Origin of the sequence: Sodalis sp. RH19, assembly GCF_047324215.1 — a bacterium.
In the GTDB taxonomy this organism is placed as follows: domain Bacteria; phylum Pseudomonadota; class Gammaproteobacteria; order Enterobacterales; family Enterobacteriaceae; genus Acerihabitans.
Window position 1 is genome coordinate 2,347,041 of sequence record NZ_CP178734.1, and the last position, 26,392, is coordinate 2,373,432.

22 protein-coding genes and 3 pseudogenes are annotated in these 26,392 nt (G+C 59.8%); 11 read left to right on the forward strand and 14 right to left on the reverse strand.

Annotated features, from left to right (window positions below; translation table 11 throughout):
* The first annotated feature begins 184 nt into the window (after positions 1-184).
* Positions 185-610 carry a MarR family winged helix-turn-helix transcriptional regulator gene (locus ACL2XF_RS10605; RefSeq protein ID WP_410015485.1) on the forward strand — a complete coding sequence of 142 codons (426 nt, stop codon included), beginning with the start codon at positions 185-187 and terminating at the stop codon, positions 608-610.
* A 37-nt stretch (positions 611-647) separates the two neighbouring features.
* Here ACL2XF_RS10605 and ACL2XF_RS10610 read toward each other — a convergent pair.
* The 3 pseudogenes from ACL2XF_RS10610 to ACL2XF_RS10620 form a co-directional block, all read right to left on the reverse strand.
* Positions 648-1,007 (reverse strand): annotated as a pseudogene (locus tag ACL2XF_RS10610) (proton-translocating transhydrogenase family protein); the annotation flags it as partial.
* Positions 1,001-1,195: pseudogene (locus tag ACL2XF_RS10615) on the reverse strand (dihydrodipicolinate synthase family protein); the annotation flags it as partial. The pseudogenes ACL2XF_RS10610 and ACL2XF_RS10615, both read right to left, overlap by 7 nt.
* Before the next feature lie 10 nt (positions 1,196-1,205).
* A pseudogene (locus tag ACL2XF_RS10620) lies at positions 1,206-1,485 on the reverse strand (PfkB family carbohydrate kinase); the annotation flags it as partial.
* A gap of 318 nt (positions 1,486-1,803) precedes the next feature.
* Here ACL2XF_RS10620 and ACL2XF_RS10625 point away from each other — a divergent pair.
* Genes ACL2XF_RS10625 through ACL2XF_RS10640 form a run of 4 tightly spaced genes read left to right on the forward strand, consistent with a single transcriptional unit; the run spans position 1,804 to position 6,733 of the window.
* Positions 1,804-2,700 carry an ABC transporter substrate-binding protein gene (locus ACL2XF_RS10625; protein WP_413728558.1) on the forward strand — a complete coding sequence of 299 codons (897 nt, stop codon included), beginning with the start codon at positions 1,804-1,806 and terminating at the stop codon, positions 2,698-2,700.
* A complete protein-coding gene (locus tag ACL2XF_RS10630) occupies positions 2,697-3,623 on the forward strand; it encodes an amino acid ABC transporter permease (protein ID WP_410015487.1) in 927 nt (308 codons plus the stop codon). Before ACL2XF_RS10625 ends, ACL2XF_RS10630 begins: the two co-directional genes overlap by 4 nt.
* The gene (locus ACL2XF_RS10635; protein WP_410015488.1) at positions 3,616-4,377 is read left to right on the forward strand and encodes an amino acid ABC transporter ATP-binding protein; all 762 of its coding nucleotides are present in this window, start codon (positions 3,616-3,618) and stop codon (positions 4,375-4,377) included. The genes ACL2XF_RS10630 and ACL2XF_RS10635 overlap by 8 nt, the downstream gene beginning before the upstream one ends.
* 31 nt (positions 4,378-4,408) lie before the next feature.
* Positions 4,409-6,733, forward strand: coding sequence for a molybdopterin-dependent oxidoreductase (locus ACL2XF_RS10640; RefSeq protein WP_413728559.1), 2,325 nt, complete (start codon positions 4,409-4,411; stop codon positions 6,731-6,733).
* A gap of 115 nt (positions 6,734-6,848) precedes the next feature.
* On the opposite strand, the gene ACL2XF_RS10645 is transcribed toward ACL2XF_RS10640, so the two are convergent.
* The 8 genes from ACL2XF_RS10645 to ACL2XF_RS10680 form a co-directional block, all read right to left on the reverse strand.
* Positions 6,849-8,195 (reverse strand): MmgE/PrpD family protein, encoded by a 1,347-nt coding sequence (locus tag ACL2XF_RS10645; RefSeq protein WP_410015490.1) that lies wholly within the window; start codon positions 8,193-8,195, stop codon positions 6,849-6,851.
* Position 8,196: 1 nt separating this feature from the next.
* Entirely contained in the window at positions 8,197-9,348 is a 1,152-nt protein-coding gene (locus ACL2XF_RS10650; protein ID WP_410015491.1) for an amidohydrolase, read from the reverse strand.
* Between the two features lie 113 nt (positions 9,349-9,461).
* Positions 9,462-10,223: an amino acid ABC transporter ATP-binding protein gene (locus tag ACL2XF_RS10655; protein WP_410015492.1), complete on the reverse strand. Its 762-nt coding sequence runs from the start codon at positions 10,221-10,223 to the stop codon at positions 9,462-9,464.
* Between the two features lie 9 nt (positions 10,224-10,232).
* Positions 10,233-10,904 (reverse strand): amino acid ABC transporter permease, encoded by a 672-nt coding sequence (locus ACL2XF_RS10660; protein WP_162364154.1) that lies wholly within the window; start codon positions 10,902-10,904, stop codon positions 10,233-10,235.
* 63 nt (positions 10,905-10,967) lie between these two features.
* Positions 10,968-11,768, reverse strand: coding sequence for an amino acid ABC transporter substrate-binding protein (locus ACL2XF_RS10665; RefSeq protein ID WP_413722576.1), 801 nt, complete (start codon positions 11,766-11,768; stop codon positions 10,968-10,970).
* Positions 11,765-12,307, reverse strand: coding sequence for a GNAT family N-acetyltransferase (locus ACL2XF_RS10670; RefSeq protein ID WP_410015494.1), 543 nt, complete (start codon positions 12,305-12,307; stop codon positions 11,765-11,767). Before ACL2XF_RS10670 ends, ACL2XF_RS10665 begins: the two co-directional genes overlap by 4 nt.
* Entirely contained in the window at positions 12,304-13,686 is a 1,383-nt protein-coding gene (gene purB / locus ACL2XF_RS10675; protein WP_410015495.1) for an adenylosuccinate lyase, read from the reverse strand. The genes ACL2XF_RS10670 and purB overlap by 4 nt, the downstream gene beginning before the upstream one ends.
* Before the next feature lie 162 nt (positions 13,687-13,848).
* Entirely contained in the window at positions 13,849-14,643 is a 795-nt protein-coding gene (locus ACL2XF_RS10680) for an amino acid ABC transporter substrate-binding protein (RefSeq protein WP_410015496.1), read from the reverse strand.
* A 167-nt stretch (positions 14,644-14,810) separates the two neighbouring features.
* Between ACL2XF_RS10680 and ACL2XF_RS10685 the strand changes: the two genes are divergently transcribed.
* The 3 genes from ACL2XF_RS10685 to ACL2XF_RS10695 are packed head-to-tail and all read left to right on the forward strand — an operon-like array spanning position 14,811 to position 18,502.
* Complete coding sequence (locus ACL2XF_RS10685; protein WP_413728560.1) at positions 14,811-15,887, forward strand: iron-containing alcohol dehydrogenase family protein; 1,077 nt, start codon at positions 14,811-14,813, stop codon at positions 15,885-15,887.
* Between the two features lie 51 nt (positions 15,888-15,938).
* Positions 15,939-17,246, forward strand: a complete 1,308-nt coding sequence (locus ACL2XF_RS10690) for an LLM class flavin-dependent oxidoreductase (RefSeq protein ID WP_413728561.1) — start codon at positions 15,939-15,941, stop codon at positions 17,244-17,246.
* 50 nt (positions 17,247-17,296) lie between these two features.
* A complete protein-coding gene (locus tag ACL2XF_RS10695) occupies positions 17,297-18,502 on the forward strand; it encodes an aminotransferase class I/II-fold pyridoxal phosphate-dependent enzyme (RefSeq protein WP_410015499.1) in 1,206 nt (401 codons plus the stop codon).
* Between the two features lie 245 nt (positions 18,503-18,747).
* Here ACL2XF_RS10695 and ACL2XF_RS10700 read toward each other — a convergent pair whose 3' ends face one another.
* The 3 genes from ACL2XF_RS10700 to ACL2XF_RS10710 form a co-directional block, all read right to left on the reverse strand.
* On the reverse strand, positions 18,748-21,837 hold the full coding sequence (locus ACL2XF_RS10700; RefSeq protein WP_413728562.1) for an efflux RND transporter permease subunit: 3,090 nt from the start codon (positions 21,835-21,837) through the stop codon (positions 18,748-18,750).
* The gene (locus ACL2XF_RS10705; protein WP_410015501.1) at positions 21,834-22,943 is read right to left on the reverse strand and encodes an efflux RND transporter periplasmic adaptor subunit; all 1,110 of its coding nucleotides are present in this window, start codon (positions 22,941-22,943) and stop codon (positions 21,834-21,836) included. The genes ACL2XF_RS10700 and ACL2XF_RS10705 overlap by 4 nt, the downstream gene beginning before the upstream one ends.
* 75 nt (positions 22,944-23,018) lie before the next feature.
* A complete protein-coding gene (locus ACL2XF_RS10710; protein WP_410015502.1) occupies positions 23,019-23,633 on the reverse strand; it encodes a TetR/AcrR family transcriptional regulator in 615 nt (204 codons plus the stop codon).
* Positions 23,634-23,722: 89 nt separating this feature from the next.
* On the opposite strand from ACL2XF_RS10710, the gene ACL2XF_RS10715 reads away from it, so the two are divergent.
* The 3 genes from ACL2XF_RS10715 to ACL2XF_RS10725 all read left to right on the forward strand — a co-directional run bounded on the left by ACL2XF_RS10715 (position 23,723) and on the right by ACL2XF_RS10725 (position 26,345).
* Positions 23,723-25,180 carry an efflux transporter outer membrane subunit gene (locus ACL2XF_RS10715; protein ID WP_413728563.1) on the forward strand — a complete coding sequence of 486 codons (1,458 nt, stop codon included), beginning with the start codon at positions 23,723-23,725 and terminating at the stop codon, positions 25,178-25,180.
* Between the two features lie 103 nt (positions 25,181-25,283).
* On the forward strand, positions 25,284-25,769 hold the full coding sequence (locus ACL2XF_RS10720; RefSeq protein WP_410015504.1) for an NAD(P)-binding domain-containing protein: 486 nt from the start codon (positions 25,284-25,286) through the stop codon (positions 25,767-25,769).
* Positions 25,770-25,916: 147 nt separating this feature from the next.
* Positions 25,917-26,345: an SDR family NAD(P)-dependent oxidoreductase gene (locus ACL2XF_RS10725; protein WP_413728564.1), complete on the forward strand. Its 429-nt coding sequence runs from the start codon at positions 25,917-25,919 to the stop codon at positions 26,343-26,345.
* Positions 26,346-26,392 lie beyond the last annotated feature (47 nt).

Here is a 26,392-nt window from a genome sequence, read left to right on the forward strand (position 1 = left end):
ATATGTTCGGACGAACAGACTCCGCCCCAGGCTTCACGGAAAATTCTATTTAGTTCGTATACGAACGTCAAGCCCGGCATGCATCAATGGCGGGATTTGCTTGTGCACGCCAAACGTAGCGGAGATAATACCCGCCCCGCCAAACGGGCGTGAACGGGGAACTACCGGACAGGATATAGAGCGGATGTTTGACAAGACCTTATTCCACCTCATGCGCGTTGTCCTGCAGGAGCATACCGCCCGCTGGACCTTGCTGATGCCCGAACTAACCAAACCGCAATATGCGGTTTTGGAAGCGCTCGCCACCTCGCCCGAAGGACTCGATCAGGCCGCGCTCGGGCAGGCTAGCGCCACCACCAAGGCAACCCTGGCGGAAATGCTTGGACGCATGGAAACCAGGCAGCTGATTGTCCGGCACCCGGATGCCGCCGATAGCCGCCGGCGTCTTATCCGGCTCACCAAGCAGGGCCGCACTATGCTGAATCTTGCCCGGCCCGTGGCTGAACAGGTCTCGGACAGCTTATTGCAGACGTTGTCCCCCGAAGAACGCGAGGCCCTGGTGCAAATTCTGGCCAAGATGAGACGCGGCATCCACGCCAAGGACACCTAGGGCGGACCGGCGCTGCGGGAACGGCGCGCCAACCGCGGCCGCGGTGACCCATCTGCAGCAACGCCCCCACCACGATGATCCCGGAAATAGCGTTGGTTACCGACATCAAGGGCGTATGCAGCGCATGGCTGACGTTCCAAACCACATAATCGCCCACCACGCACGCCAGCGCGAATACGGTAAAATGCGACAAGAACGCCTGCGGCGCCACGTTGGCCAGCCGACCAAACAGCACTATTCCTACCACCAGCAGAACGTATTTTTCCCAGGGCGCAATCGGCTTAGCCAAGGGTTTAACGATGGCTGCCGGCAGGGGCTTCGCCGGCTGCGCAGAGACCTCGATGGGCGGCGCCGGCCATGTAATCTCGCCGAGTTTAACCACCGTCACCCCACGGATCGTGCCAGTTCCGCCCGCGCATCCAGACTGAGGAAGTGCATTTCGCTCGACTGACACACCGCGAATAATGCATCGACGCCTTTCTCCAGATACCAGTCAATCAGGCGCGCCAGGCCGTCATAGTCAATGTGGTTATCGGGGGTAAAGGGAGTCAACATAACCGGCACAATACCTCCAATTTTAGTCATCTCATTCTCCTTGCACCACCGACTCGCCGCGGGCCAATGCTGCCGCAAACGCGCCGTTAAAAGCGTCACCCGCGCCGGTGGTGTCCCGGTTGCTGGAACTGGCCCGCATCAAGCAGCAGCGGCCCCATGGTGATAATCACCCGCTGCGCACCCTGCTTGACAATGCGTTGCACGGCTTCTTTGGCACTGGTCAAATCCTGTACATCGCTGCCGGAAAGCGGTGAGGCCTCGGTTTTATTCGGAGTGATCACATCGACATATTCCAGGCATTCTAACGCATGTGGCGAGAAAGAATTGACCTGCCCCCCGACTTTGCTCCGCTCATTATTGGGGTAGGGTCACACGGCCCGGCCTCAGGGGCGCAATCACCGTTCCCGGCGCGGGTCATTCCAAAATTTCTTATAAGCTTAGCGAATTTTGTCACTTGTGAAGGTCGTCGGTATTCCATGACAATCTATTAATGAGTGGACAATATGCCGAAACCGTTGCCAGACCGACGTTTGCCTAAGCGCCCTGACCGCTTCCGCCTTTATCTAATTTGAATGTTTATCTATCTAAGGTCTGCACGCAGGCCCCTTTGTCATATTTCATCTGGAGAGAAGCCTTTAATGAAGTTATCCCATGGTTTTATATCGCTTTTCATGATGGCGGGCGCGCATAACGCCTGGGCGGCCGAGCAGAATGTTCCCACGGCCAGTTCGTTTCACGTCAAGAGCGATGAAAGGCTGAAAAATAAACTGCCCGCCGATATTGTGACCCGGGGCTATATTATTGCCGGCACCAACCCCAATACGCCGCCCACTACTTTTTTCCAGGAAGACAACCGCACGCTGGCGGGACGTGAAATCGATATCATGAACGCCGTTGCCGAACGGCTGGGCGTGACGGTGCACTGGCAGGATACCGGCGGGTTCGACAACATTATTCCCGGGCTGAAGTCGGGCCGGTATGACGTGGCGCTGTCCAATATCAACGCCACCAAGACGCGCTTGCAGCAAATTGATTTTATCGGCTATTACAACGCTTCCCGGCTCGGGGTTATTTCCCGTAAAGACGCCAATGTCGCCCCTTTTACCTCGTTATTGGCGGTGTGCGGCAAACAGGTCGGCGGCGGGGCCGGCACTACCCAGCTGACCCGTCTCGACGCCGCCAGCAAACAGTGCGTGGAGCAGGGCAAACCGCCGATTAACATCGCGGTGTTCCCAGACCGCCCCGCCGGGGTGCAGGCCGTGGTCAGCGGGCGCGTGCCGCTGTTTTTCGGCCCTTACGAAGGACTCACCTGGCAGGTCAACCTGGTGAAAGCGCTGGCCATGAGCGGCGAGATCAGCGTGGATGACGCGCCGGTTTCCATCGCTTTCCCCAAACAGTCGCCGTTGGAAGAACCGGTGCAGGCCGCGCTCAATTCCCTTATCCAGGACGGCAGCTATCAAAAAATCCTCGATCGTTGGGGGATCGGCTATGGCGCCGTGAAAGAAGCAAAACGAAACGAAGAGATATTCCAATGAACAGTACACCGCAGGAAACCGAAGCCGATGAGCTGAGGATCGTCGGCAAACGCTATTACGGCCGCTGGGTCAGCGCGTTTTTCGTGCTGCTCCTGCTGTGCGCCGCCATCCATTCTATGATGTCCAATCCCCGCTTCGAGTGGCAGACTATTATCGGGAGCTTTACCGAGGAATCCATCCTGCGCGGCGTGCTGATGACGCTGCAACTGACCGTCATTTCAGTCTTGTTCGGTTTTGCCTTCGGCACCGTGCTGGCGCTGATGCGCCTTTCGTCCAATCCGCTGCTGGTGGCGGTAAGCTGGGCTTATACCTGGTTCTTTCGCGGCGTGCCGATGCTGGTACAGCTGTTCCTCTGGTACAATATCGCCGCGCTCTATCCCAAGATTTCCCTGGCCCTGCCCGGCGTCGGCGCGCTGTGGAGCGCCGACGCCAACACCCTGATAAGCCCGTTCAGCGCGGCGGTGATCGCGCTGGTGATGCACCAGTCCGCCTATGCCGCGGAAATCGTGCGCGCAGGGATCCAAAGCGTCGGGCATGGCCAACTGGAAGCGGCGCGGGCGCTGGGCTATCGCCCGGCGCAGATCTTTCGCCACACCATCTTGCCGCAGGCGATGCGGGCCATTTTGCCGCCGGCCGGCAACGAAATTATCGGCCAGTTGAAGACCACCGCGGTGGTCTCGGTGATCGCGCTGCAGGATGTGCTGTTCTCGGCGCAAATTATCTACCAGCGCACCTACCAGGTAATCCCGCTGTTGCTGGTGGCGACGCTGTGGTATCTGCTGATGACCTCGGTCCTGTCGGTGGGCCAGTATTACGTTGAGCGTTATTTTAGCCGCAGCGTTATCCGCCAGCCAAGCCAGGATCGGGCGAAACGCAATCTGTTGTTTTATAGCCTGAAGATCGGGAGGCTAAACAATGGCTGAGACTATCACCCTGCGCAAAGTCACCAAACGCTTTTCCGGCAACACGATCCTCGATAATGTTACCCTCGAGATTCCCGCCGGCTCGGTGACGGTGATCCTCGGGCCGTCCGGATCCGGCAAATCTACCCTGCTGCGGTGCATCAACCATCTGGAAAAGCTTGATGGCGGTACCATTCTTATCGGCGGAGAACTGGTGGGCTACCGGCAGAAAGGACAGGCGCTCCATGAATTAGGCAGCCGCGAGATTGCGCTTCAGCGCAGCCGGATCGGCATGGTGTTCCAGCAATTTAACCTCTTTTCGCACCGCACGGTGCTGCAGAACATCATCGATGCGCCCATGCTGGTGAAAAAACTGAGCCGCCAGCAGGCTACCAACAAGGCGCGGCTGCTATTGCGGCAGGTCGGGCTGGCCGAACGGGAAAACGACTGGCCGCAGCAGCTTTCCGGTGGGCAGCAGCAACGCGTCGCCATTGCCCGTGCGCTGGCAATGGATCCGGCGGTTCTGCTGTTTGATGAGCCGACATCGGCGCTGGATCCGGAGCTGGTGGGAGAAGTGCTGCAGGTGATTAAAGCGCTGGCGCACTCAGGCATCACCATGGTAATTGTTACCCACGAAATTGGTTTCGCGCGTGAAGTGGCGGATAACGTCGTTTTTATGGAAGAAGGTAAAATTATCGCCGCCGGTCCGGCGAACCGTGTGCTGGACGATCCGCAAAATCATCGCGTGCGGCACTTTCTGGCAACCGTGCTGTAAATCACGGGCTTGCTATTTCACCTGGATACCCATGATGACCTCGACCCATCACAAAACCCACAGCTCCCATTGGGGGGCTTTCACCGCCCGCTGGCAGGATGACCGGCTGGTCATTACCCCGTTCAGCGGCGATCCCGATCCCAGCCCGCTGCTGCAGAACATGGCCAACGCCCTCAGCCATCAGGCGCGTATCGCGGGTCCAATGGTGCGGCGCGGTTGGCTGGAACAGGGCCCGGGCCCCGATAACCGCCGGGGCGCGGACGAGTATGTCGCCCTGAGCTGGCCGGAGGCCTATGAGCGGGTGGCCGCCGAGTTGCAACGGGTAGCGGGTGTATCCGGACCGGAGGCGATATTTGGCGGTTCCTACGGCTGGTCCAGCGCCGGACGCTTTCATCACGCCCAAAGCCAGGTGCATCGTTTCCTTAATACCACGCTCGGCGGTTACGTCCGCTCGGTCAACAGCTATAGCTCCGGCGCGTCGTCTGTCCTGCTGCCGCATATCATCGGCGATATCAACGAAATCGCCCGCCGCGGCGTCAGTTGGCAGGAAATCGCGCAGCACACCGAGGTCATGATCTCCTTCGGCGGCCTGGCGTTAAAAAACTCCCAGGTGGCCAGCGGCGGGATGAGCGAACACACTGAGCGCGGTTTTATAGACCAGGCGGCGCGGCGCGGCGCAACTTTTATCTCGGTCAGCCCGCTGGAAAGCGATCTGCCCGCCGAGGCCCGGGGTGAGTGGCTGCCGATACGTCCCGGCACCGACGCGGCGCTGATCCTCGCGCTGCTGCACATATTGGCAAACCGCCAGTGGATTGATGCGGCGTTCCTGGCACGTTACTGCGTCGGTTGGGAAAAGCTGGTGGCCTATATCCGCGGCGACGTGGACGGACAGGTCCGCGATGCCGCCTGGGCGGCGCCCATCTGCGGCATCCCCGCAGCGCGTATCGACGCGCTGGCGGCCCAGTTACATGGACGCAGGGTGATGGTGACCGTGGCGCACTCGCTGCAGCGGGCGGAGCACGGCGAGCAGCCGGTATGGCTCGGGCTCGTGCTGGCGGCGGCGTTGGGGCAGCCGGGACTGCCGGGCGGGGGCTACGCTTATGCGCTGGGCGCGCTGGGCCATTACGGCAAGCACCACAACCAGGTGGCATTCCCGGCGCTGCCGCAGGGTAAAAACGGTATCGACCGGTTTATCCCGGTGGCGCGCGTGGCCGATATGCTGCTGCATCCCGGTGAAAAATTCGTTTACAACGGGCGCCATCTTACCTATCCGACCATCCGGCTAGCCTATTGGGCGGGCGGCAATCCGTTCCATCACCATCAGGACTTGGCGCGCCTGCGCCGGGCGTTTTGCCGGCTTGATACGCTGATCGTGCATGAGACCGCCTGGACGGCAACGGCGCGTCATGCCGATATCGTGCTGCCCGCCACCATGACGCTGGAGCGGGAAGACATCGGCGGCGCACCGACGGACCGGTATCTGGTTGCCATGCAGCAGGCGGCCACGCCTTACGGCGAAGCGAAGGATGATTACGCCATTTTTACCGAACTGGCTCGGCGGCTCGGCCGGGAAGCGGCGTTTACCGAGGGACGCAGCGCCCGAGAATGGCTGGCGCATCTCTATCAGCAGATGCGTGAACGTCTGCGTGAACGTGACGTCAGCGTGCCTGATTTTGCCACATTCTGGCAGCAGGGCATCCTGGAACTGCCGCAGGATCGGGATGGAGGCCGGCTGCTGCGGGCATTTCGCCAGGATCCGGAGCGCAATCCGCTGCCGACCCCGAGCGGCAAAATCGAGATTTTCTCCCAGACCATCGCCGGCTTTGGTTATGCGGACTGTCCGGGACATCCGGTGTGGCTTGAGCCGCAACAACGGCCCGACGAACAGCATCCTTTTTATCTGATTGCCAACCAGCCCGAATCGCGTCTGCACAGCCAGCTTGATTTCGGACAGTACAGCGTCAGCCGCAAACGCGGCGGGCGCGAGATATGTTGCCTGAATCCCGACGACGCGCGGCGCCTCGGCATAACCACCGGCGACGTGGTTGAGCTGGTCAACGGCCGCGGCACGGTGCTGGCTAGCGCTGAGGTGAGCGCGCGTATTATGCCGGGGGTGGTACAGTTGCCGACCGGCGCCTGGTACGATCCGGTGGATCCGTTGGCGGAGAGACCCGTCTGCCGCCATGGCAATCCCAATGTGCTGACGCTGGACATCGGCACCTCTTCGCTCAGCCAGGGCTGCGCCGGTCAGATTACCGTGGTGCGCGTCGGCCGTTTTGCGGGCGAGGCGCCGGAAGTCAGGGTCTTTGAGCCGCCGGTCGCGGTGTCACGTCGGCCGGAAAGCAGCGGTGGGTAAGCATCGATTGCGGCACGGACATCATTAAGCGTGCCGGGGCGCGGCGGGCAGGGAGCGGCCGCGGCGCGCAAGTGAAACGCGGAGGCCGGCGGGATGAGTCAAGCGTAAAGCGCGTCTATCGGCGGGGCTGATGAAGCGCCGACAGGAGTAACGTCCCCAGCCGGGACAGCGCCGAGGGTGAATCCAGGCGGCTCAGGCTTTCGATGGCGTCGATCGTCGCATCCGTTTCACCCGCCAGGCAGCGCCGCAGCTTATGCGACAGGTCCACCGGATGGGACAGGCTCTCCCGGCGCGTCACCTTACAACGCAGCGGCGCATCGTGATGGAAAAATAGCGTCACCTGATGGAAACGGGCGGAGGGGTCCAGCTCATCGGGAGGCGCCAGTGGGTCGGGACAGCGGCTGACCCGCTGCGCCAGCGCCGAAATCGCCGGATTCACCGGCCCTTCGGCAAATTCCGCAAGGGTAAGATCATCAAGCAACAGGCCGGCGGCGATAACGTATTCCAGGCTAAAGCGCGCTTCCATACCGTTACGGGGCCGGCGCACCGAGGGCGCGAGATCGCCGCCCGGCGGAAACGCCACCTCGATATGATCAAGCCTATCCAGCAGCGCGTCGAGGGTATGGCCGCTGTCCAGCCACTGCCGGCGTAACCGGCGCGCCGCATCGGCGGCGCTGTGGGTACCGCTGCAGGCGGCATACGGCTTGAACTCCAGCCCGGGAGTGACAATGCGCCAAGGTTCGCCCCAACGGTCGGTCAACAGGTCCGGATCCTGTCGGCCGCCACAGCTGGCCGCCAGAAAATCCTCGATAATCCCGTCAGGCTGTCCGGAAAACCCCGCCAACGCGAGCTGGCAAGCGGCCACCGCGGCCTGCGCCGCCAGTCCGGCATGCAAGGGTTTCGCTGCGGAACCGGTCTGCGCGCGCAGCCCGCTGGCTTGAGTGGCGGCAATGCCCAGCATCACCGCCGTCGCACCGGCGTCGGCCTTCACCAGCCGCGCCGCCGCCGCCGTTGCCGCCAGCGTGCCCAGGGTGCCGGTGCTGTGAAAACCCATGGCGTAATGCCGGCGGCCGGCGGCCAATCCCAGCCGCCCCGCCGCTTCCACCCCGACGGCATAGGCGTCGAGAAACCTCGCGGCGCCGACCGTCGGATGCTCTGCGGCCAGGGCGAACAGCGCCGGCAGGATCACGGTGCTGGGATGGCCACGAAAGTCGGGGTGAAAATCATCATAGTCCAGCGCATGGCCGGCATAACCCAGCAGCAGCGCCCGCGTGCGCGCATCCCGGCCGTCATAGACCCGGCGCAGGCAAACCAGGCCGCTGTCAGCCACGCGTCCAAGCAGCACCGGGAGGGTCACCGCCAGATAGTCCAGCACTCCGGCCCGGGATTTTCCCCGCGCCGTTTCGTCTGGCCGGGTGTCGACGATAAGCGTCGCCAGCCGCCGGGTGAGCGTTTCGCTCATGCTACGCCAGCGACTTCAGCGCTTCGCCGGCCAGGCGCGCAAGATAACGGGCGGTGGGGAATAAAGCGCGATCGTCCACGCGAAATTTCGGGTGGTGCAGCGCATGGGGGCCGCCGGATCCGACCATCATGAAGGTGCCGGGCAGTTTCTGCTGGTAAAAGGCGAAATCCTCGCCGATGGGGCTGGCGTCGACGCGCCTTGCCTCAAAGCCGGTCTCGGTGGCCTGTTCCAGGGCAAAAGCCACCCATTCCGGCGTATTCACTACCGACGGCGGCCCGGCGTGCCATAAAAATTCCAGCTGCGCCCCATAGGCCTCGGCGATGCCTTGCACCAGCTGGCGGAAGCGCTGCTCGATAAGATCGCGCACGTCCTGGCTGAAAGTCCGCACCGTGCCCTCGATATAGGCGGTATCCGGGATCACATTCCATGTGCTGCCGCTGTGGACCTGGGTGATGGATACCACGGCATTGTTGTTGGACGGCACGTTGCGGCTGATCAGGGTTTGCACCGCGCCGATCAGCTGGCCGAGGATAATAATGGGATCGTTGCCCTCGTGCGGCTTGGCGGCATGGGAGCCTTTGGCGGCGATCTTGATCTCGAACCTGTCCACGCCCGCCGTCAGCGCGCCGTCCTTGCCGCCCACCACGCCCACCGGCAGGGTGGGATCGTTATGGATGCCGAAAATGACCGCGGCGTCGTCCAGCGCGCCGGTGGCAATCAGATCCGGCGCACCCAGGCCGGTTTCTTCCGCCGCCTGGAACAGCACGCGCACCCTGCCCTGTAATCCCTCCTCCCGGCGCTTGAGCAGGATGGCGGCGCCGAGTGCGGCCGAACTATGAAAATCATGGCCGCAGGCATGCATCACGCCGGGGTTTTCGGAGGTGTACTCGACGCCGGATTCCTCGTTGATTGGCAACGCGTCGATATCGGCGCGCAGTACTACCAGCGGGCCGGGCTGCAGGCCGCCGATTTCCGCCACCAGGCCGGTTTTTAACGGCAAGTCGAGAATGCGGATGCCCTCACGCTCGAGCGCGGCGCGGATTTTCGCGGTGGTTTCAAATTCCTGGTTGGACAGTTCGGGGTGCCGGTGCAGGTGGTGGCGAAAGTCCTGGATCTGTTGCGCCAGGTCCTGATACTCGGGAGGGATGGTCATTGCGTTACTCCATCAGTCAAAACGCGTATTGGCCCGCAGCCTGGCGGGCGCTGGCCGGACGCGGCCTGCCAGCATACCGCCGGGGGGATGCGGGCGCTGCGCCGGTAAATCACCTAAATAGAAAACTCGCTGGGGGTTTCGATATTGATCAACTGCCTCAGGAAGCGCCGGGTCTGCGGATTGTCGGAAAAATTGATGATCTGTTCCGCCGGCCCCTGTTCAATAATGTGTCCGTCCGCCATAAAGATCACCCGGTCGGCCACCTCTTTGGCAAACTGCATTTCATGGGTGACAATCACCATGGTGGTCTTGCGCTTGGCGAGCGTCTGAATCACCTGCAAGACCTCATGCACCCGTTCAGGATCCAGCGCCGAGGTGGGTTCGTCAAACAAAATCGCTTTCGGGTTGACCGCCAGCGCCCGCGCGATGCTGACCCGCTGTTGCTGGCCGCCGGACAGGGTCACCGGATACTGATGCGCCTGATCCGCCAGGCCGACCTGCTCCAGCAGCGACATGCCCATTTCCACCGCCTGCCTGCGGGGCAGCTTTTTCACCACCAACAGGCCTTCGGTGATATTTTCCAGCGCGGTTTTGTTTTTAAACAGGCTGTAGTTCTGGAACACCATCGCCGTCTGGCTGCGCAGGGCGTACTCTTCCCGGGTGGTATAATGCTCGGTATCAAGAGTGACGTCGTCAATCTGGATGATGCCGGATTCGGGTTTTTCCAGCAGGTTCAGGCAGCGCAGCAGCGTTGATTTCCCCGAGCCCGAAGGTCCGATAATGGCAACCACTTCGCCGGCGGCGATGTCGATGCTGATATTGTCCAACACTACCTGGTCACCAAAACGTTTATAGAGATTTTTGGCTGTGATCATAATGTCATCCTAGCGTTGCAGCGAGTGGCTAAGTTTTTTCTCAAGCAGGGCCTGCAGACGAGCGTAGCAGATGATTACCAGCCAGTACACCAGACCCACCACCAGGAAGGTTTCAAAATAGCGCAGGGACTCGGCCGCGATCATTTTGCCTTCCGCAAACAGTTCGGACACGCCCAGGGCAAACGCCACCGACGTTTCTTTGATCAGCGAGATAAAAGTGTTGCCGGTGGCCGGCAGCGCATTGAGCATCGCCTGCGGCAGCACGATGCGACGATAAATTTGCCCCTTGCGCATGCCAATCGACAGCCCGGCCTCGGTTTGGGTCGGATCTACAGAGGCCAGCCCCGCGCGATAGATTTCCGCCATATACGCCGACGTCTTGAGGCTAAAGCCGATGATGGCCGCCGCAGTGGCCGTCAGGCCGGTCAGCGAGGGAATAAGCTGCGGTAAGCCAAAGTAGATTATAAACAGCTGTACCAGCGCCGGCATGCCGCGAAACAGGGAAATATACAGCTCGACCGCTTTACTGAGCAGCCAGATTTTACTGGTGCGCAACAGCGACAGCATCAGGCCGACAACCATGGCGATGATCATGGATACCACCGCCAGAAACATCGTCATCGGCAAATAGCTGATGATGAGCGGGAAGACTTTAAGCAAATAGCTGATATCGATATTCATGCAGAAGCACTCAGATAACGCCCGCCGTCTGATACCTTGGCGGGCGTGAAAACGAGAACCGGCCTAGTGAGCCGCGCCGGCTGGAGGAGTGGTGATATCCTCGCCAAAATACTTAATTGACAGCGTCTTGAGACGACCATCCGCGCGCATGGCGTCAATTTGCCGATCAAACGCCGATTTAAGCGCCCGGCCGCTATCATCCTTATGGAACGGATACCCCACCGGCTCGACCACCAGCGGCGCGCCGACCAGTTTCAGCGGCAGGCTCTTTTCCTTGATCTCCGCCAGCAGTATCGGCCGCGCATTGACATAGGCGTCGACGCGCTTATTCATGGTGTCGGTCATGGCCCCGTCGCGATTTTCATACGTGCGGATGGTGATGGTATTGTCCCCGAACGCCTTCTTGAGGTTGGCCACGTGGTTGGAACCCAACACCCCGGCCACGGTTTTGCCTTTCAGATCGTCGAGGGTATTGATATTGGTGTTGGTACTGCTGGTGACCAGTTGGCTGCCGTAATAACTGTACGGACCGGAGAAATCATATTTCTCCCGGCGCGCCGGCGTGATGGCGACGGCGTTAGCCACCGTATCAAGCTTGCCGCCTTCCAGTTGCCCCATCAGACCGCTGAAATCAGCGTTGACCCATTCGACGCGATAATGGAGGTCTTTGGCGATTTGTTCGGTTAACTCCACATCAAAGCCCACCAGCTTACCGTCTTTTTTATAGGCGGTGGGGAAACTCAGCCCGGTGGCGCCTACGCGGATGGTTTTGGCGTCGGAACTCCCGCCGTCGCCCGGCTTGTCACAGCCTGACAGCAGGGTGGCGGCCAGCAGCGCGGTTAATACCATAGAACCTGTTTTCATTTTACCGCCTCTTGTGCCGCTGTGCGTTGCAGCCATATCGCATGGCGTGTTTCATCAAGTATTTTTTTCATATAAAGGGTGATATGACCTTTGCCTAAATCCGTCTTGTGCATCGGTTTGAAACCGCGCGCCTGATACATCTCGGCCAGCCAGGGGTGACTCTCGGCCGTGCCCAGCGAGACCGCCGGCGCCCTGAGCTGGCCCAACAGTATAGCCTGCTCCAGCCATTGCAGCATCTGGCTGCCCAGGCGCTGGCCGCGATAATCCGGATCGGCGCCGAACCAGCCGATATGCGGCAGGCCGAACGGACCGGGCAAAGGTCCCCAGGGATAGCGCAGCGTCGCCGAGGCCACCAGCTTACCGTCGAGAAACATGCCGTAGACGCCATGCTCATCCAGATGACGGCTGACCCGCGCCAGATCCGCCGTGGCGGCGTCGAAGTGGATGCCCAACTCGCGGATAGGCGCATAGGCGGCGTGCATCAGCGCCAGAAATGGCTCCGCGTCCGCCACCGTGAGTTGGCGATACCCCGCGCTCATCTGGCCTCCAGGTCCGCAGCCGGCAGCAGGCCGGACGCGTTGGCGGCCAGGATCACCTCGTCGACCTTCTCCGGCGCGCTGCCGAGATAATTAGTCGGGTCGAGCCAATGGTCCAGTTGGTTTTCCGTCACCGTGGCGCGCAGCGTCGGGTGCGCCAGCAGCACCTCTTTAAACGGGCGTTTTTGTTCATAGGCCTGCATCGAGCATTCATAAACCAGGTGATGGGCGGTTTGTTTGCCGAGCGTCTTGCCGAGTTCAAACATCACCTTTTCCGACAGCAGCAGCCCGCCCTGCAGATGCAGGTTAGCCAGCATTTGCGCTTCATTGACGGTAATGCCGCGTAGGATGCCCAGCGCGTTCTGCAACTGGGCGGACAGGTAAATGCAGATTTCCGGCAGGGCGATCCATTCCGCGCGCCAGCTCATGGCGTCACGCTCATGTTCCACATGCATCGATTCATAGATCAGGGCGGCGCTTTTCAGCACCGGCGCCGTCAGGCTGGCGAGACCTTCCAGCGCCGCCGGGTTGCGTTTATGCGGCATGGTGGTGGAACCGATTTTACCGGCGGAGAACGCCTCTTCGATTTCATTGATCTCGGAACGCATCAGGTTATAGAATTCATTGCCTATCTTACCCAGCGTTCCGCTGATCAGCACCGCCACCGAGGCAAACTCGGAAAAACGGTCGCGCGCCGCCTGCCAGCCGATATTGGGGGTGTTCAGCCCCAGCTTGTCGAGCGTGAGCCGCTCAATCGCCGGACCCTGCGGGCCGAAAGAGGCGTAGGTACAGATCGCGCCGCTGATATTACCGGTCAGCGCGCGCGCTTTGATTTCCTGCAGGCGCGTCAGGTGGCGGACAAACTCATCCAGCCATACCGCGACCTTAAAGCCAAACGTTGTTGGCAACGCCTGCATGCCGTGGGTACGGCCGGTCATGGGGGTGTGCTGGTATTTTTTTGCCAGGCGCCTGAGTTCCACCGCCAGCAACGTCGCATCGCGTTCGATGATGCCAAACGCCTGGCGCAGTTGCAGCACGGTGGCGGTATCGACGATATCCTGGGTGGTGGCGCCATAATGAATATATTCACCGGCGTCGCCGCACTGTTTTTGCAGGGCGGCGAGGGTCGGCATCAGGGAATGTTTCATCTCGGCGGCGGATTGGGCAATGTCGTCAAGATTGAGCTGGCTGGCATCGGCGCGCCGGGCGATGGCTTGGGCCGCGGCCTCGGGGATCACACCCAGCTCGCCTTCCGCCAGGGCGAGGGCGACTTCTACCTCGATTTGCCGGGCCAGGCGGCTGTTTTCCGACCACACCTCGCGCATTTCCGGGGTGCCAAAGTTATTACCAATCAGGACAAAGTCAATCAAATGGGACGCCATACACTTCTCGGATTAAATAATTTTTTAAGTGTGGGACTATAGCACGGAAGAATAATGCGCCTTATAACAGAAATATATATCCTAATCCCAACGGGATATAGCAACACCGGCCGGGGAGCCGGTGGCGCATTAGCCTGGGATATAATCCTAAGGAATTTGGCGTTATTTCACCTGGCTCAAATCGTCGCCGAAATACTTTTCCGACAGCGCCTTCAACCGGCCGTCCTGGCGCATTTTATCCAGTTCTTGGTTATACAGGCCCAGCAGCCGATCGCCTTGCGGCGTTTTGGCAAACGGGAAGCTGACGCCTTCGTCCGTCAGCGCCGGGCCCACTAGCTTCAGCGGCAGCTGATGCTTGTTGATTTCTGCCAGCAGCACCGGCTTGGAGTTAACATAGCCCTGCACCCGGTTATTCAGCGTATCGCTCATGGCGCCGTCGCGGGTTTCATAAGTACGTATGACAATGCTATTGTCCGGGAACGCCGCGCGCAGGTTGGTAATATGATTCGACCCCAGCACCCCGGCCACCGTCTTGCCCTTCAGGTCGTCCAGCGAGTTGATATCTTTATTCTGCGTGCTGGTGACGATCTGCGACGAGTAGGTCAGGTAGGAAGTGGAAAAATTATATTTTTCCTGGCGTTTGGCCGTTACCACGAAATTATTGGCGATGCTATCCAGCTTGCCTGCTTCCAATTGTCCCAGCAGGCCGCTGAAATCGGCCGTGGTCCAGACGACTTTATAGCCCAGGTCGTGCGCGATGGTTTCCGCCACTTCCACATCGTAGCCCACCAGTTTATCGTTTTCTTTATAGGAACTGGGGAAACTTTGTCCCGTGGCGCCGATGCGGATCACCTTATCCTGCCCCGCCGAACCCGAATTATCGCAGCCTATCAGCATAGTAACCACGCCCATAACCAGCGCCAGCGCGGCCCATCGCGTATTAAAAGCCATTTTCATTGTCCTGTATGAAGAATGGCCGGGAATATACCATGTCGCGCCGGGCGCTTTTATATTCACCCGCTATAAGTTATATCTTTTAATAAGGTTACAAATGAGTGAGGAGATTTTATTATTTCTCGCTGACTTATGGTAAGCACTCCTAAGAAATCGACTAAGGTAATACCGTGCTCGCAATTAAATCGCCCCAAACCTATTACTCCCGACCGGGACTGTGCGCCGGTGTGGGCGGCCTTATCGCGCCCTTTGCCGACCGGGTCGCCATCATTACCAGCCCGCGCGCCTGGCAGGCGGTGGCGTCGCAGGTCGCCGCCAGTCTTGAGGCCAGCGGCATCGGTTATGACGTGAGTTATCTGCAAGGCGAATGTACCCGGGCTGCTGTGGCTGAACATCAGGCGCGGCTGGCCGGGCAGCCGGCGCCGTTTGTGATTGGCATCGGCGGCGGACGCGTGCTGGACTGCGCGAAAGCGGTGGCGGACGGCCTGGAGGGCGGCAATGTCGCCACCATGCCCACCATCGCCGCGACCTGCGCGGCCTGGTCCCCGATCAGTATTATGTATAACGAACGCGGCGGCCATGAAGGAACCCTGGCGCTTAAACGCATGCCGGCGCTGGTGCTGGTGGACAGCGAAATCATCGCGCGCAGCGATGTGCGTTACCTGAAAGCCGGCATTGTCGACGCGTTGGCCAAATGGTATGAATTCCAGCCCTACCAGGCGAAAAACGGTGACAGCCTCGCGCTCAATTTTAAAATCCACGCGGCGGCCTTTGCGCGCGATATCTTTAACGCCTGGGGCGAGCAGGCGTTGGCGGCCAACGCCCGCCAACAGGTAACGCCCGCGCTGCAAAAAGTGATCGACGCCAATATCGCCGGGGCAGGCCTGGCCAACAGCATGCGCGACGACAGCCCGTCTCCGGGAGTTGCTCATGCCATTCACAACCGGATGACCCATCTGCCGGAACTGCACGGATGGTTGCACGGCGAAAAAGTCGGGTTCGGCCTGCTGGTGCAATCCTTGCTGGCGCGGGGCAACGACGGGCCGGATGCCGAACTGCTGACACAACTGCGCCGCTATGACGCGCCGCTGCATCTTATCCCCCTGGGCGATCGTCTTACCGAAGCGGCGCGCTATATTGCCGCCAGTTTTAAGTTTCCGTCCGCCAGCGCGGCGTTGTTGCCCTTTTCGCTTGCGCCCGCGGCCATCGAACGGGCTGTTATCACCGCCGCCGACCAGACGTTCTGACGAGGGCGGCCGGCGGATACGCCGGCCGAACCTGACCTTACAGGAGTGTGTATGTCATCTCAACTTTCCCCGCCGCGTCAACTGAGGCTGGGACTGTTTGTCCAGCCGCTTGGCCATCATGTCGGCGGCTGGCGCGCCACCGGCGACCTTGGTTCGCCCACGGATATCGCCTGGTTGACGCGCATCGCGCGTAAGGCCGAAGACGCCAAATTTGACCTGTTTTTTGTCGGTGACGCGCTGGCCACCAGCGTACACCGCCTGCCGTCCACCATGGCGCGGCTGGAGCCGCTGACGCTGCTGGCCGCCCTGGCGGTCTCCACCCGTCATATCGGTCTGGCGGCTACCGCCTCCACCACTTTCAGCGATCCCTTTACGCTGGCCCGCGCATTTTCATCACTGGATCATATCAGCCGGGGCCGGATCGCCTGGAACGTGGTGACCTCGTATTCCACTGATGTGGCGCGCAACTTCAGCCGGGAAGATATGCCCGACCACGCGACGCGCTACGCCCGTGCGCGTGAATTCCTCGAGGTAGCATTTAAGCTGTGGAACGGCTGGCGGGATGGGGCGGTGGTGGCCGATCGGGCCAGCGGCCGCTATTTCGACGACGACAAGATCCAGCCGATCAACCATCACGGCGAACATTTTTCGGTGCAGGGACCGCTGAACATTTCCCGCTCCCCCCAGGGGCGGCCGGTGATTATTGAAGCCGGGTCCTCGGCCGATGGCCAGACGCTGGCGGCGCAGACCGCCGAGGTGGTGTTCACCGCCAGCGCCTCCCTAGAGGAAGGACGGGCGTTTTATCGCAGCCAGAAACAGGCGGTGGCGGCCGCCGGACGCGATCCCAAAGCAGTGCTGATCTTGCCGGGGGTGATGCCGATCGTCGGCCGCAGCCGTGAGGAGGCCCGGGAAACCTGGCGTCAGCTTAACGCGCTGGTGGATATCGACAACGGGCTTGACCAGTTCTCCGCCCGCTTTGGTCTGGATCTGCGCGCCTACCCGCTGGACGGGCCGGTACCGCCGGTGCCGGACGGCGAGGGAAATCAAAGTCGCATCAAGCTGTTGACCGATTTGGCGGCGCGCGATGGCTTGACCCTGCGCGAGCTGGCGGCGGTGGCCGCCGGTTCCCGTGGACACCGGGTGGTGGTGGGCTGCGCCGGGGATATCGCCGACGACTTCCAGCAGTGGCTGGAGGCGGACGCGGCGGACGGCTTTAACGTGATGCCCGCGATCATGCCGGAACAGCTGGATCTGTTTATTGAACTGGTGATCCCGGAACTTCAGCGCCGCGGATTGTTCCGTACCGCCTACCCTTTCGCCACTCTGCGCGAGAACCTGGGGCTACCGGCGGCGACCTGAGCGCGGCCCAAGAGCCCCGCCCGTAAAGAACGTTTTTCAGAGGAACCACAATGAGTATCCAACTTTCGCGCCGTGTCCAGCGGGTGACCCTCTCCGCCAACGCCGCCGCCAAGCAACGTACCAATGAATTAAAAAGCGCCGGGGTGGATATCCTTGACCTGACAACCGGCGAACCGGATTTCGATACTCCCGACGCCATCAAGCAGGCGGCTTACCGGGCCATCGCCAAAGGTGAAACCAAATACACCGCCACCCCCGGGGTGCGCGCACTGCGGGAAGCCGTTGTGCGCAAGCTGGCGCGGGAAAACCGGCTGATCTATCCCCTGGCGGAAGTGGTTATCGCCAACGGCGCCAAGCAAATCATTTTCAACGCATTCGCCGCCACCCTGGATGATGGGGATGACGTGCTGGTACCTACCCCATACTGGCCCACCTTCCCCGACAGCGTGCGTTTTAACGGTGGCGAGCCGCGTTTCCTGCCCTGCCCTTTGGAGCAGGGCTACAAGCTGCTGCCGGCGCAGCTGGAACAGGCCATCGGGCCGCGTACCCGCTGGCTGGTGCTGAATACCCCGGGCAATCCCAGCGGCGCGGTCTATACCCACCAGGAGCTGGAGGCGCTGGCGGCGGTGCTGCGCCGCCATCCCCAGGTACTGGTGATGCTGGATGAACTGTACGAACATATCCTGTTCGACGGCCGCCGGCATATCGGGCTGCTGAACGTCGCGCCGGATTTGCGCGACCGCGCGCTGCTGGTGGGCGGCGTGTCGAAAACCTATGCCATGACCGGCTGGCGCATCGGCTACGGCGCCGGTCCGGCCACGTTGACGCAGGCCATGGTGGTCACCCAGTCGCAGATCTCCTCGGGCGCCAGCTCGGTGAGCCAGGCGGCGGCCCTGGCGGCGTTTGAAGGCGGCCTGGATTTCCTGCCGCCGCAGGTGGCCAGCTATCAGCGGCGCCGGGATACGCTGGTGGAATATCTTAGCGCCGTGGATGGACTGGAACTGCTGCCGCCCCAAGGCAGTTTTTTTGTATTTTGCCGTTGCGCGGGGTTGTTGGGACAACGGCGACCGGACGGCCGCCGGCTGGAAAACGAGGCGGATGTGCTTGATTACCTGCTGGAGCGCGGCGTATCAGGCATTGGCGGCAGCGCTTATGGTTTGTCACCTTATTTCCGCCTTTCCATCGCCACCGATGATGCCACCGTTGCCGAGGCGGGGCGCCGTATAGCCGCCGCCTGCGCCGCGCTTAAAAGCTAAGCCCTGCTACCCAGGCCTCCATCGCGTCGTTACAGGGCGGCCTTAACGCCACTCTCCGGCCCGTCGCCCCGTCCGGCCCACCTGCCGCGCGAAGAGCGCTGCCTGGGGCCGCACGAGCCGGCCTGTCCGCCTGCGGCGGCACATCAAGCCGCTGGTTTTCTTGCGTTCTTTGAGGAAAATAAACCGCTTAGATCCTCATAATTTTATCTATTGCCCGTCGTGCCAGCGGCCCCATGCAGTCGGTATTACGTCGTAGATTTGTTTTCAGCGGACGCCTGTTGATCGGGACGTATTCTGAACCAGATGGTATACATTGCGGGCAGGAAGACCAGCGTGATAATGGTGCCGCCAAGCGTCCCGCCAATCAGGGTATACGCCAGCGTTCCCCAGAACACCGAGTGCGTCAGGGGTATAAACGCCAGAATGGCCGCCATCGCCGTTAGCAATACCGGTCGGGCTCGCTGCACCGTCGCCTCGACTACCGCATGGAATGGCGCCAGCCCTTCCTGCTCGTTGTGATGGATCTGCCCTATCAGGATCAGGGTGTTACGCATCAGGATGCCCGACAGCGCGATCAACCCCACCAGCGCATTGATGCCAAAAGGCTGGTTGAACAGCAACAGCGTTGGCACCACCCCAATCAGCCCCAGGGGCGCGGTGAGAAATACCATCACCATTGCCGACATTGACCGCACCTGCAGGATAATAATCAACAGCGTCATGGCCATCATGATAGGGAACAACGGCGCCATCGCTTTGGTGGCTTTGCCTGATTCTTCTATCGGGCCGGCCTGCTCTATCCGGTATCCTGCCGGAAGCGTAGCGATGACAGGCTGCAATGCCTTCATGATTACCATGGAGACATCCGGCGGCTGCAGGTTTTCAGCAATATCCCCCCGTACGGTAATGGTCGGGGTACGATCACGACGACGCAGAACGGGATCTTCCATTTGCACGTCCACATGACCAATCTGAGACAACGGGATACGCTGACCTGATGACCCCACCAGGGTAAAACCGGCTATTTTTGCCGGATCGAGCCTTATATCTCCTGCCGCACGTCCCATAACCTGCACCGAACGGATATCTTCACGCACCGACGTGATGGGTACGCCGGAGAGCAGGAACTGAAGCTGCTGAGCAACAGCATTTGATGTCAGCCCTACCGCCTGGAGACGGTCCTGATTGAGCGTAAAATGCAGCGTCGGCACCCGCGGCCCCCAGTCGGTGTTGACGGTCCTCATCATCGGGCTGGCCTGCATCACCCTTTCCACCTGGTCTGCGATTTCGCGCAGTGTGGCGGGATCAGGCCCCATGACACGGTAAGCTACCGGATAAGGTGAATACGGACCGAACACCAGCTGAGTCACGCGCACGCGCGCTTCAGGAGCCAATCCGCCGGCGGCCGCGTCACGGAGTCGAAACTTGAGCGTCTCACGCGCCTCCTGACTGTCCGTCAGCACGACAATTTTCGCAAACGACGGATCGGGCAGCTCTGGCGCCATGGCCAGATAAAAACGCGGCGAACCCTGCCCTATGTAGGACGTAACGATTTTTGCCTCTTTCTGTTGTTTCAGCCAGCCTTCGATTTTCGCCGTTGCGGCACTGGTCTGCTCAATAGAGGTGCCATAAGGCATCTGCACTTCTACCAGCACCTCCGGTCGATCAGAGGTGGGAAAGAATTGTTTTTTTACCAGCCCCATACCGAGGATAGCGACAGTAAAGACGGCGATAACGGTACCAGCCACGAGCCATTTTCGCGCGATGACGCGAGTCAGCACGCGGCGAAAGCGGTTGTAATGACGCGTGTCGTAGATGGCCGCGTGTCCGCCCTCGACCGTTTTGATCTCTGGCAGCATTTTCACGCCCAGATAAGGCGTAAACACCACCGCCACCACCCAGGAAGCAATCAGGGCGATACCCACTATCCAGAACATATTGCTGGTGTATTCACCGGCGGTGGACTGCGCAAACCCATTGGGCATAAACCCGACGGCCGTGACCAGCGTGCCGGCAAGCATGGGGGCGGCCGTATGGCTCCAGGCATAGGCCGAAGCTTTGATGCGGTCGTAGCCCTCCTCCATTTTCACCACCATCATTTCAATGGCGATGATGGCATCATCCACCAGTAATCCCAGCGCCAGGATCAGGGAACCCAGCGTAATACGGTCAAAGTTTTTGCCGGAAGCCTCCATCACCACAAAAACCACAGCCAGCGTCAGCGGCACCGCAGCGGCGACCACCACCCCCACCCGCCAGCCCATGCTGACGAAACAGACCACCATCACCACGAGCAGCGCGACAAAGAATTTGATCATGAACTCGTCAACGGCGGAGCTGATGTTGACTGACTGATCGGTCACCTTCGTCAGCGTCATGCCCAGTGGCATGCCTTCATTGATTTTAGCCGTTTCCGCATCCAGCGCCTTACCCAGATCCAGACCGTTCCACCCCTCACGCATAACGATACCCAGCAGTAGGGCCGGCTCGCCCTGGTTTCTGACCATGAAGGTCGCCGGATCTTCGTAACCCCGTTCAACGGTTGCCACGTCCGAAAGCTGCAGCGTCCTGCCCTGAACGACGATGGGCGTTTTGCGGATTTTCTCCAGTTTGTCAAAGGCGCCATCCAGACGGATAAAGACCTGCGGTCCGCTGGTGTCAATGGAACCGGCTGGCGTCAGTACGTTCTGGCTGTTAAGGGCGGCGAAAATATCCTGAGGAGAAATGCCCAGCGTAGCCAGACGGTCATGCGAGAAGGAGACAAAGATGCGCTCGGCCTGCTCGCCAATAATATTGACCTTCTTAACCCCCGGCACATGCAGAAGACGCTGGCGCAACGATTCCGCATCGCGGACCAGCAGCCGCTGCGGCTCCCCTTTCGCCTTCAGCGCAAAGAGTGCGAAGGTCACGTCGGAAAATTCATCATTGACCATCGGCCCGATCACGCCTGCCGGCAGGTTCTTTGTTTCATCGCCGAGCTTCTTACGCGCCTGATAAAATTCTTCCTGAACCTGTGAAGGCGGCGTGCTGTCCTGCAGCGACAGCATGGTAAACGCCAGACCCGGACGCGTGTAAGTCTCACTACGGTCATACCACTTGAGCTCCTGCATACGTTTTTCAAGCGGTTCGGCCACCTGATCCTGCATTTCCTGCGCTGTCGCACCCGGCCAGGCGGAAATAATCGTCATCTGTTTTACGGTAAACGGGGGATCTTCCGCCCGCCCCAGTGCAAAGAACGACACAATACCGGCGATCGTAATCAGGATAATCAGGAATAAGGTAATGGATCGCTCGCGAACGGCCAGCGCCGAGAGATTAAAGCGCCCGCTACTCATGGCTTACTCCCCGCAACGCTGTCATCGCCTTGCTGAGCCGTGCGTACGGTTTCACCGTCATGCAGCAAGTGCGCCCCCAGGGCGACCACCTGTTCACCCGGCTTCAGACTCCCGGTCACCCTTGCGGCGTCATCCCCAAGGCCGAGCACCTGAACCGGTCGCCAGGACACCCTTGCGGGCTGACCGGAAATGCCCCAGACGCCCGGCCCTTTACCAGGATCATAGAGTGCCGCTAAGGGCACCTGCATGACCTGCAGCGTTGTTTTGTCTTCGGCAATGTGAAGCGTCACGGTAGACCCCAGCGGGGCATTAGCCAGCGCGCCCTCCAGCACATATCTCGCCTCAAAGGTGCGCGTCACCGGGTCAGCCGCATCGGAAAGAAGGCGAAGTTTTGCCGCAACCTGCTGATTACCGGTGCCGTAGAGCGTTGCCTGAGCCTCGCTGCCCGGCGCAGGTCTTAGCGTCTCAGGTAACTGTACGATGGCCTCGCGCTGGCCCGCCCTGGCCAGCCGGATGACAGGCTGCCCGGCGCTGACCACCTGACCCGGTTCAGCCAGCGTATCCATGACCACTCCATCGGCGTCGGCCAGCAGCACGGCATAGCCCGTCGCGTTTTGCGCCACATTAGCCTGAGCCTGAGCAGCGCTGAGTTCAGCTTTAGCCGTATCTGCCGCGGCCTTTATCTGATCGTAGGCCGATGCGGAAACGGCACCGGCAGCGACCAGACCACGGTAACGGGCTGCGTCATCAGCAGTTTGTCTGGCGCGCGCGCGCGCCGCCGCGACAGCCTGTTGCTGCGCCTGGGCCTGCAGGCCCAGGTCCACGGGATCCAGACGCATCAGCGGCTGACCGCGTTTAACGGCCTGACCGGTATCCACCAGACGTTCGAGAATTTTTCCCTGTACCCTGAAGCCGAGATCGCTTTGAATACGGGCGACAACAACGCCGGTGAATGCGCGGGAGACGTCGACAGCGCTCACCACGGTCGCAGCCCTGACCAGAGGAGGCTGAGTACGTGGATCGTCGGTGCCGGTAGTGTCGCCGCATGCCGCCAGGGCAAGCGGCAGCAGGCAAACAGCTAAGGTGGCGGGTTTAAGCCTGAGCATGGGTTCCCTTAATGAAGTCAACTGGACAGTAACCTCATTCTCAGACTAGTGACTAATAATGTCAATAGTCACAATCTAGGGCGATAGGCTTCTCAGTATGAGTGAGGACAAAAGTGCAGCGGCCGCCGGGGCCGTCTCCAGGTTGTATTGCAGTTGTACCGGACTGATATAAGGTCGCATGACCAGATATATGGCATGGGTAGCCTCATCGAGCGGCGTTTTCCGCTCAAATTCGCCCGTAAGCCGCCCTTCCTGAATGATCTGTTGAATGAGTTGCCGCAAACGTTCTTCATGTATTTGAGCGGAAGGCCATTTATCCTGCGCTGCCACAGCCGCGATGTCATAAAGCTTGCGATCGTGAAAAAATAAATCGCTGCCAGCTTCAGTGAGCGCCCTGAACAGGCGCCTTAACTTTTCGGATGCCGTCGGCGCCCCGGCGATCGCTGAATTGACAATCGCCATGATCATGTCCAGCCGGTTAGAGCAGATCACCTCGCCGATTGCCTGCTTGGAATCAAAAAACTTATAAATATAAGCCTTTGAAAAACCAATTGCTTTAGCCAGGTCTGACACGGTGGTTTTCTCATAGCCGAAATGCCCGAAGTGCTCCGTGGCGGCTTCCACGACCTGATCCCGAACGCTGTGGTCCGAAGGTCCCCGTGGGGGATGTACCGTTGTGTGTTTTGTCATTTTTCCAGCTTAGCTCAATAGCCCCCGATTGACAACACGTGACCATTTGGTAATGTAGTCACAATACAAAATTGACTCAAGGCTTACCAATGTTCCTCCTGCGTACTCTTGCCCTGGCGGTAAGTACCGGCTTACTGGCAGGTTGTGCCGTCGGGCCGGATTATCATCGTCCCGATGCACCGCTTTCAAAGCAATATCTTTCTCAGCCCGCCGTGACGCAGAGAGAGGTATCCCGCCCCGCCAGTTTTGCTGTCTGGTGGGAAGGTTTTAACGACCCCCGGTTAAGTACGTTCGTGTCTGACGCGCTCGCCCAGAATCTCGATCTCGCTCAGGCAACGGCCAGAATGGCACAGGCCCGCGCCGGGCTTGGCGCGGCAACCGCTGCCCTCCTGCCGTCCGGTAACATCAGCGGACAGGCCGCGCGGGCGTATCAGTCGGTCGAAACGCCGCTGGGCCAGGTCCTCAGCTCAACGCCGGATTATAATCGCTACGGCAACAGCTATGAAACCGATTTGAATGCCAGCTGGGAGATTGACATTTTCGGGGGACTGAGACGCGGTCGCCAGGCCGCACTGGCTGATTATCAGGCCTCCGAGGCAGGCGTTACCGCGGTCCGCCTTGCCGTTGCGGCCCAGACTGCCGATATCTATATCACCCTGCGCGGGTTACAGGCCCGGCTGGCCATCGCGAATAAGCAGATCAGTACGCAACAGGCGCTGCTGGAGAAAGTGCGACTGCTCCACTATAAAGGACTGGCTCCCGAGTATCAGGTGCGCCAGACCGAAGGGGCGCTGGCACAGGTTCAGGCCACCGTGCCGGTTCTGCGGACAGGCATCGATGCCGCGATGAATGCATTAGACGTTATGCTTGGCACCCCGCCCGGCACCCATCGCACCCAGTTGGCTACGCAGGAGGCCATCCCGCAGGCCCCGCAGATCACCGCAACGGGCACACCTGCCGACCTGCTGCGCCGCAGACCCGATATTATCGTGGCGGAGCGCCATCTGGCGGCCTCCAATGCACGTATAGGCGCCGCCGTCAGCGAGTATTACCCGACGTTTTCTCTCAGCGCATTACTCGGCAGCGCGACGGCGGTTTCCGGCGACAATCTGTTCTCCAGCGGCGCCAGCCAGTCGGCAGGAATACTGGGACTACGCTGGCGGCTCTTCGACTTTGGCCGTATCAACGCCCAGATAGACCAGGCGAAAGGCCAGGAAGCGGAGGCGCTCGCCGCCTACCGTCTTTCGGTGTTACGCGCCACTGAAGATGTTGAAAATGCCTTCTCCGCTCTGGTCAACCATGAAACGCAGACCGCCTTGCTGATGAGCGGTGAAAACGCCCTGGCAAGCGCTCGCCAGTCGTCTTTTATCGCCTACCAGCAAGGGACGGCGAGTCTGATTGATGTTCTCCATGATGATGAAACTCTGCTGCAGGCTTCCGACACCCGTGCGCAGGCTCAGACTGAGTCTGCCCGCGCCGCTGTCGCCGCGTTCAGGGCGCTCGGAGGAGGCTGGCAGCCGCCAGCAACCCAAACTGAGACGCCATGAGATGCAGCCTATTTTCAGGGACCCGAGTGCATTTACCGCCGCAGATGTGGCCCACTTTTACCGCTGATAACACAGCGGAAAGATACTGATAGCCGGGGGCGTCATGAGCAGGATAGGGATTCTTGGTGTAGATGCGTTATCCGAAAAAATAATAACAGCATTATTTCTGGCCGTGCCCGACCTGCAGGTATTTCTCTCGCCCGGAAACGGTGAGCGGGCTCAAAGGCTGGCACGGGCATTCCCATGCTGGACATTGGACGATCATCAGGCGGTAACTGATGAAGTTGAAATCATCATTCTCAGCGTTGCCCCCCACGCCTTAGCGGATATGGCAAACCGGCTGAAAATGCGCAGTACACAGACATTAATTTCTCTGGTACCGGATGTTTCCTGTCAGACCCTGCGCGCTTTGTTCCGGCACTCTGACTGCGTCAGGATAAGGCTGGCTTATGGCGAAGAAATCGATAAACCGATAGTGTTCCTGACAAACGCCAGTGAAAAAACACAGCGTTTTTGTTCCCTGCTGGGCCAGGCCTGCGTAATGACTAACGATGCGGAATTTGATTTTTTGGCCGGTATCCAGCCGTAGATGACCAGTGAGGGATAGGTAGGGTTTCACGGCAATGACAAAGTACAGCCTTTATCAAAGAAAATAACACCGGCCAATGACGTAACCGTACGCGGTGAACGCAACAGCTTCCGGCACACCTTACACGACACAACTTGAGTGATTAATATGACAACCATCAATAAGGAATGGGTACTTATTACCGGAGCCTCTGGCGGATTTGGTGAAGAGTGTGCGCGTCAGTTTGCCGCTCAGGGAAAATCGCTCATTCTGGTGGCACGGCGACTGACTAAGCTTGAATCTATGGCACAGGAATTACGCGAAAGTGACAAAATTAAAGTGATCGTTGAACAGGTAGATCTATCCGATATGTTTGCTATCAGCGATCTGCACAGTCGATTAAAGCAACGAAATATTGTGGTTGATACTCTTATTAATAATGCTGGCCAAGGTTTACAGGGCAGCTTTCGGGATCAACCACTCAATGAGACGCTGGACATGATTAATCTGGATATCGTGAGAGTGACTGTCCTGCGGCGTTGTAATCAGATAGCAGAACACGAAAACAGAGTCAGTAGTGCAACATTAGTTAGTTAATTATGTTCTTTGACATCTTTTACCTTACCCGACGACAATCTCCCCGG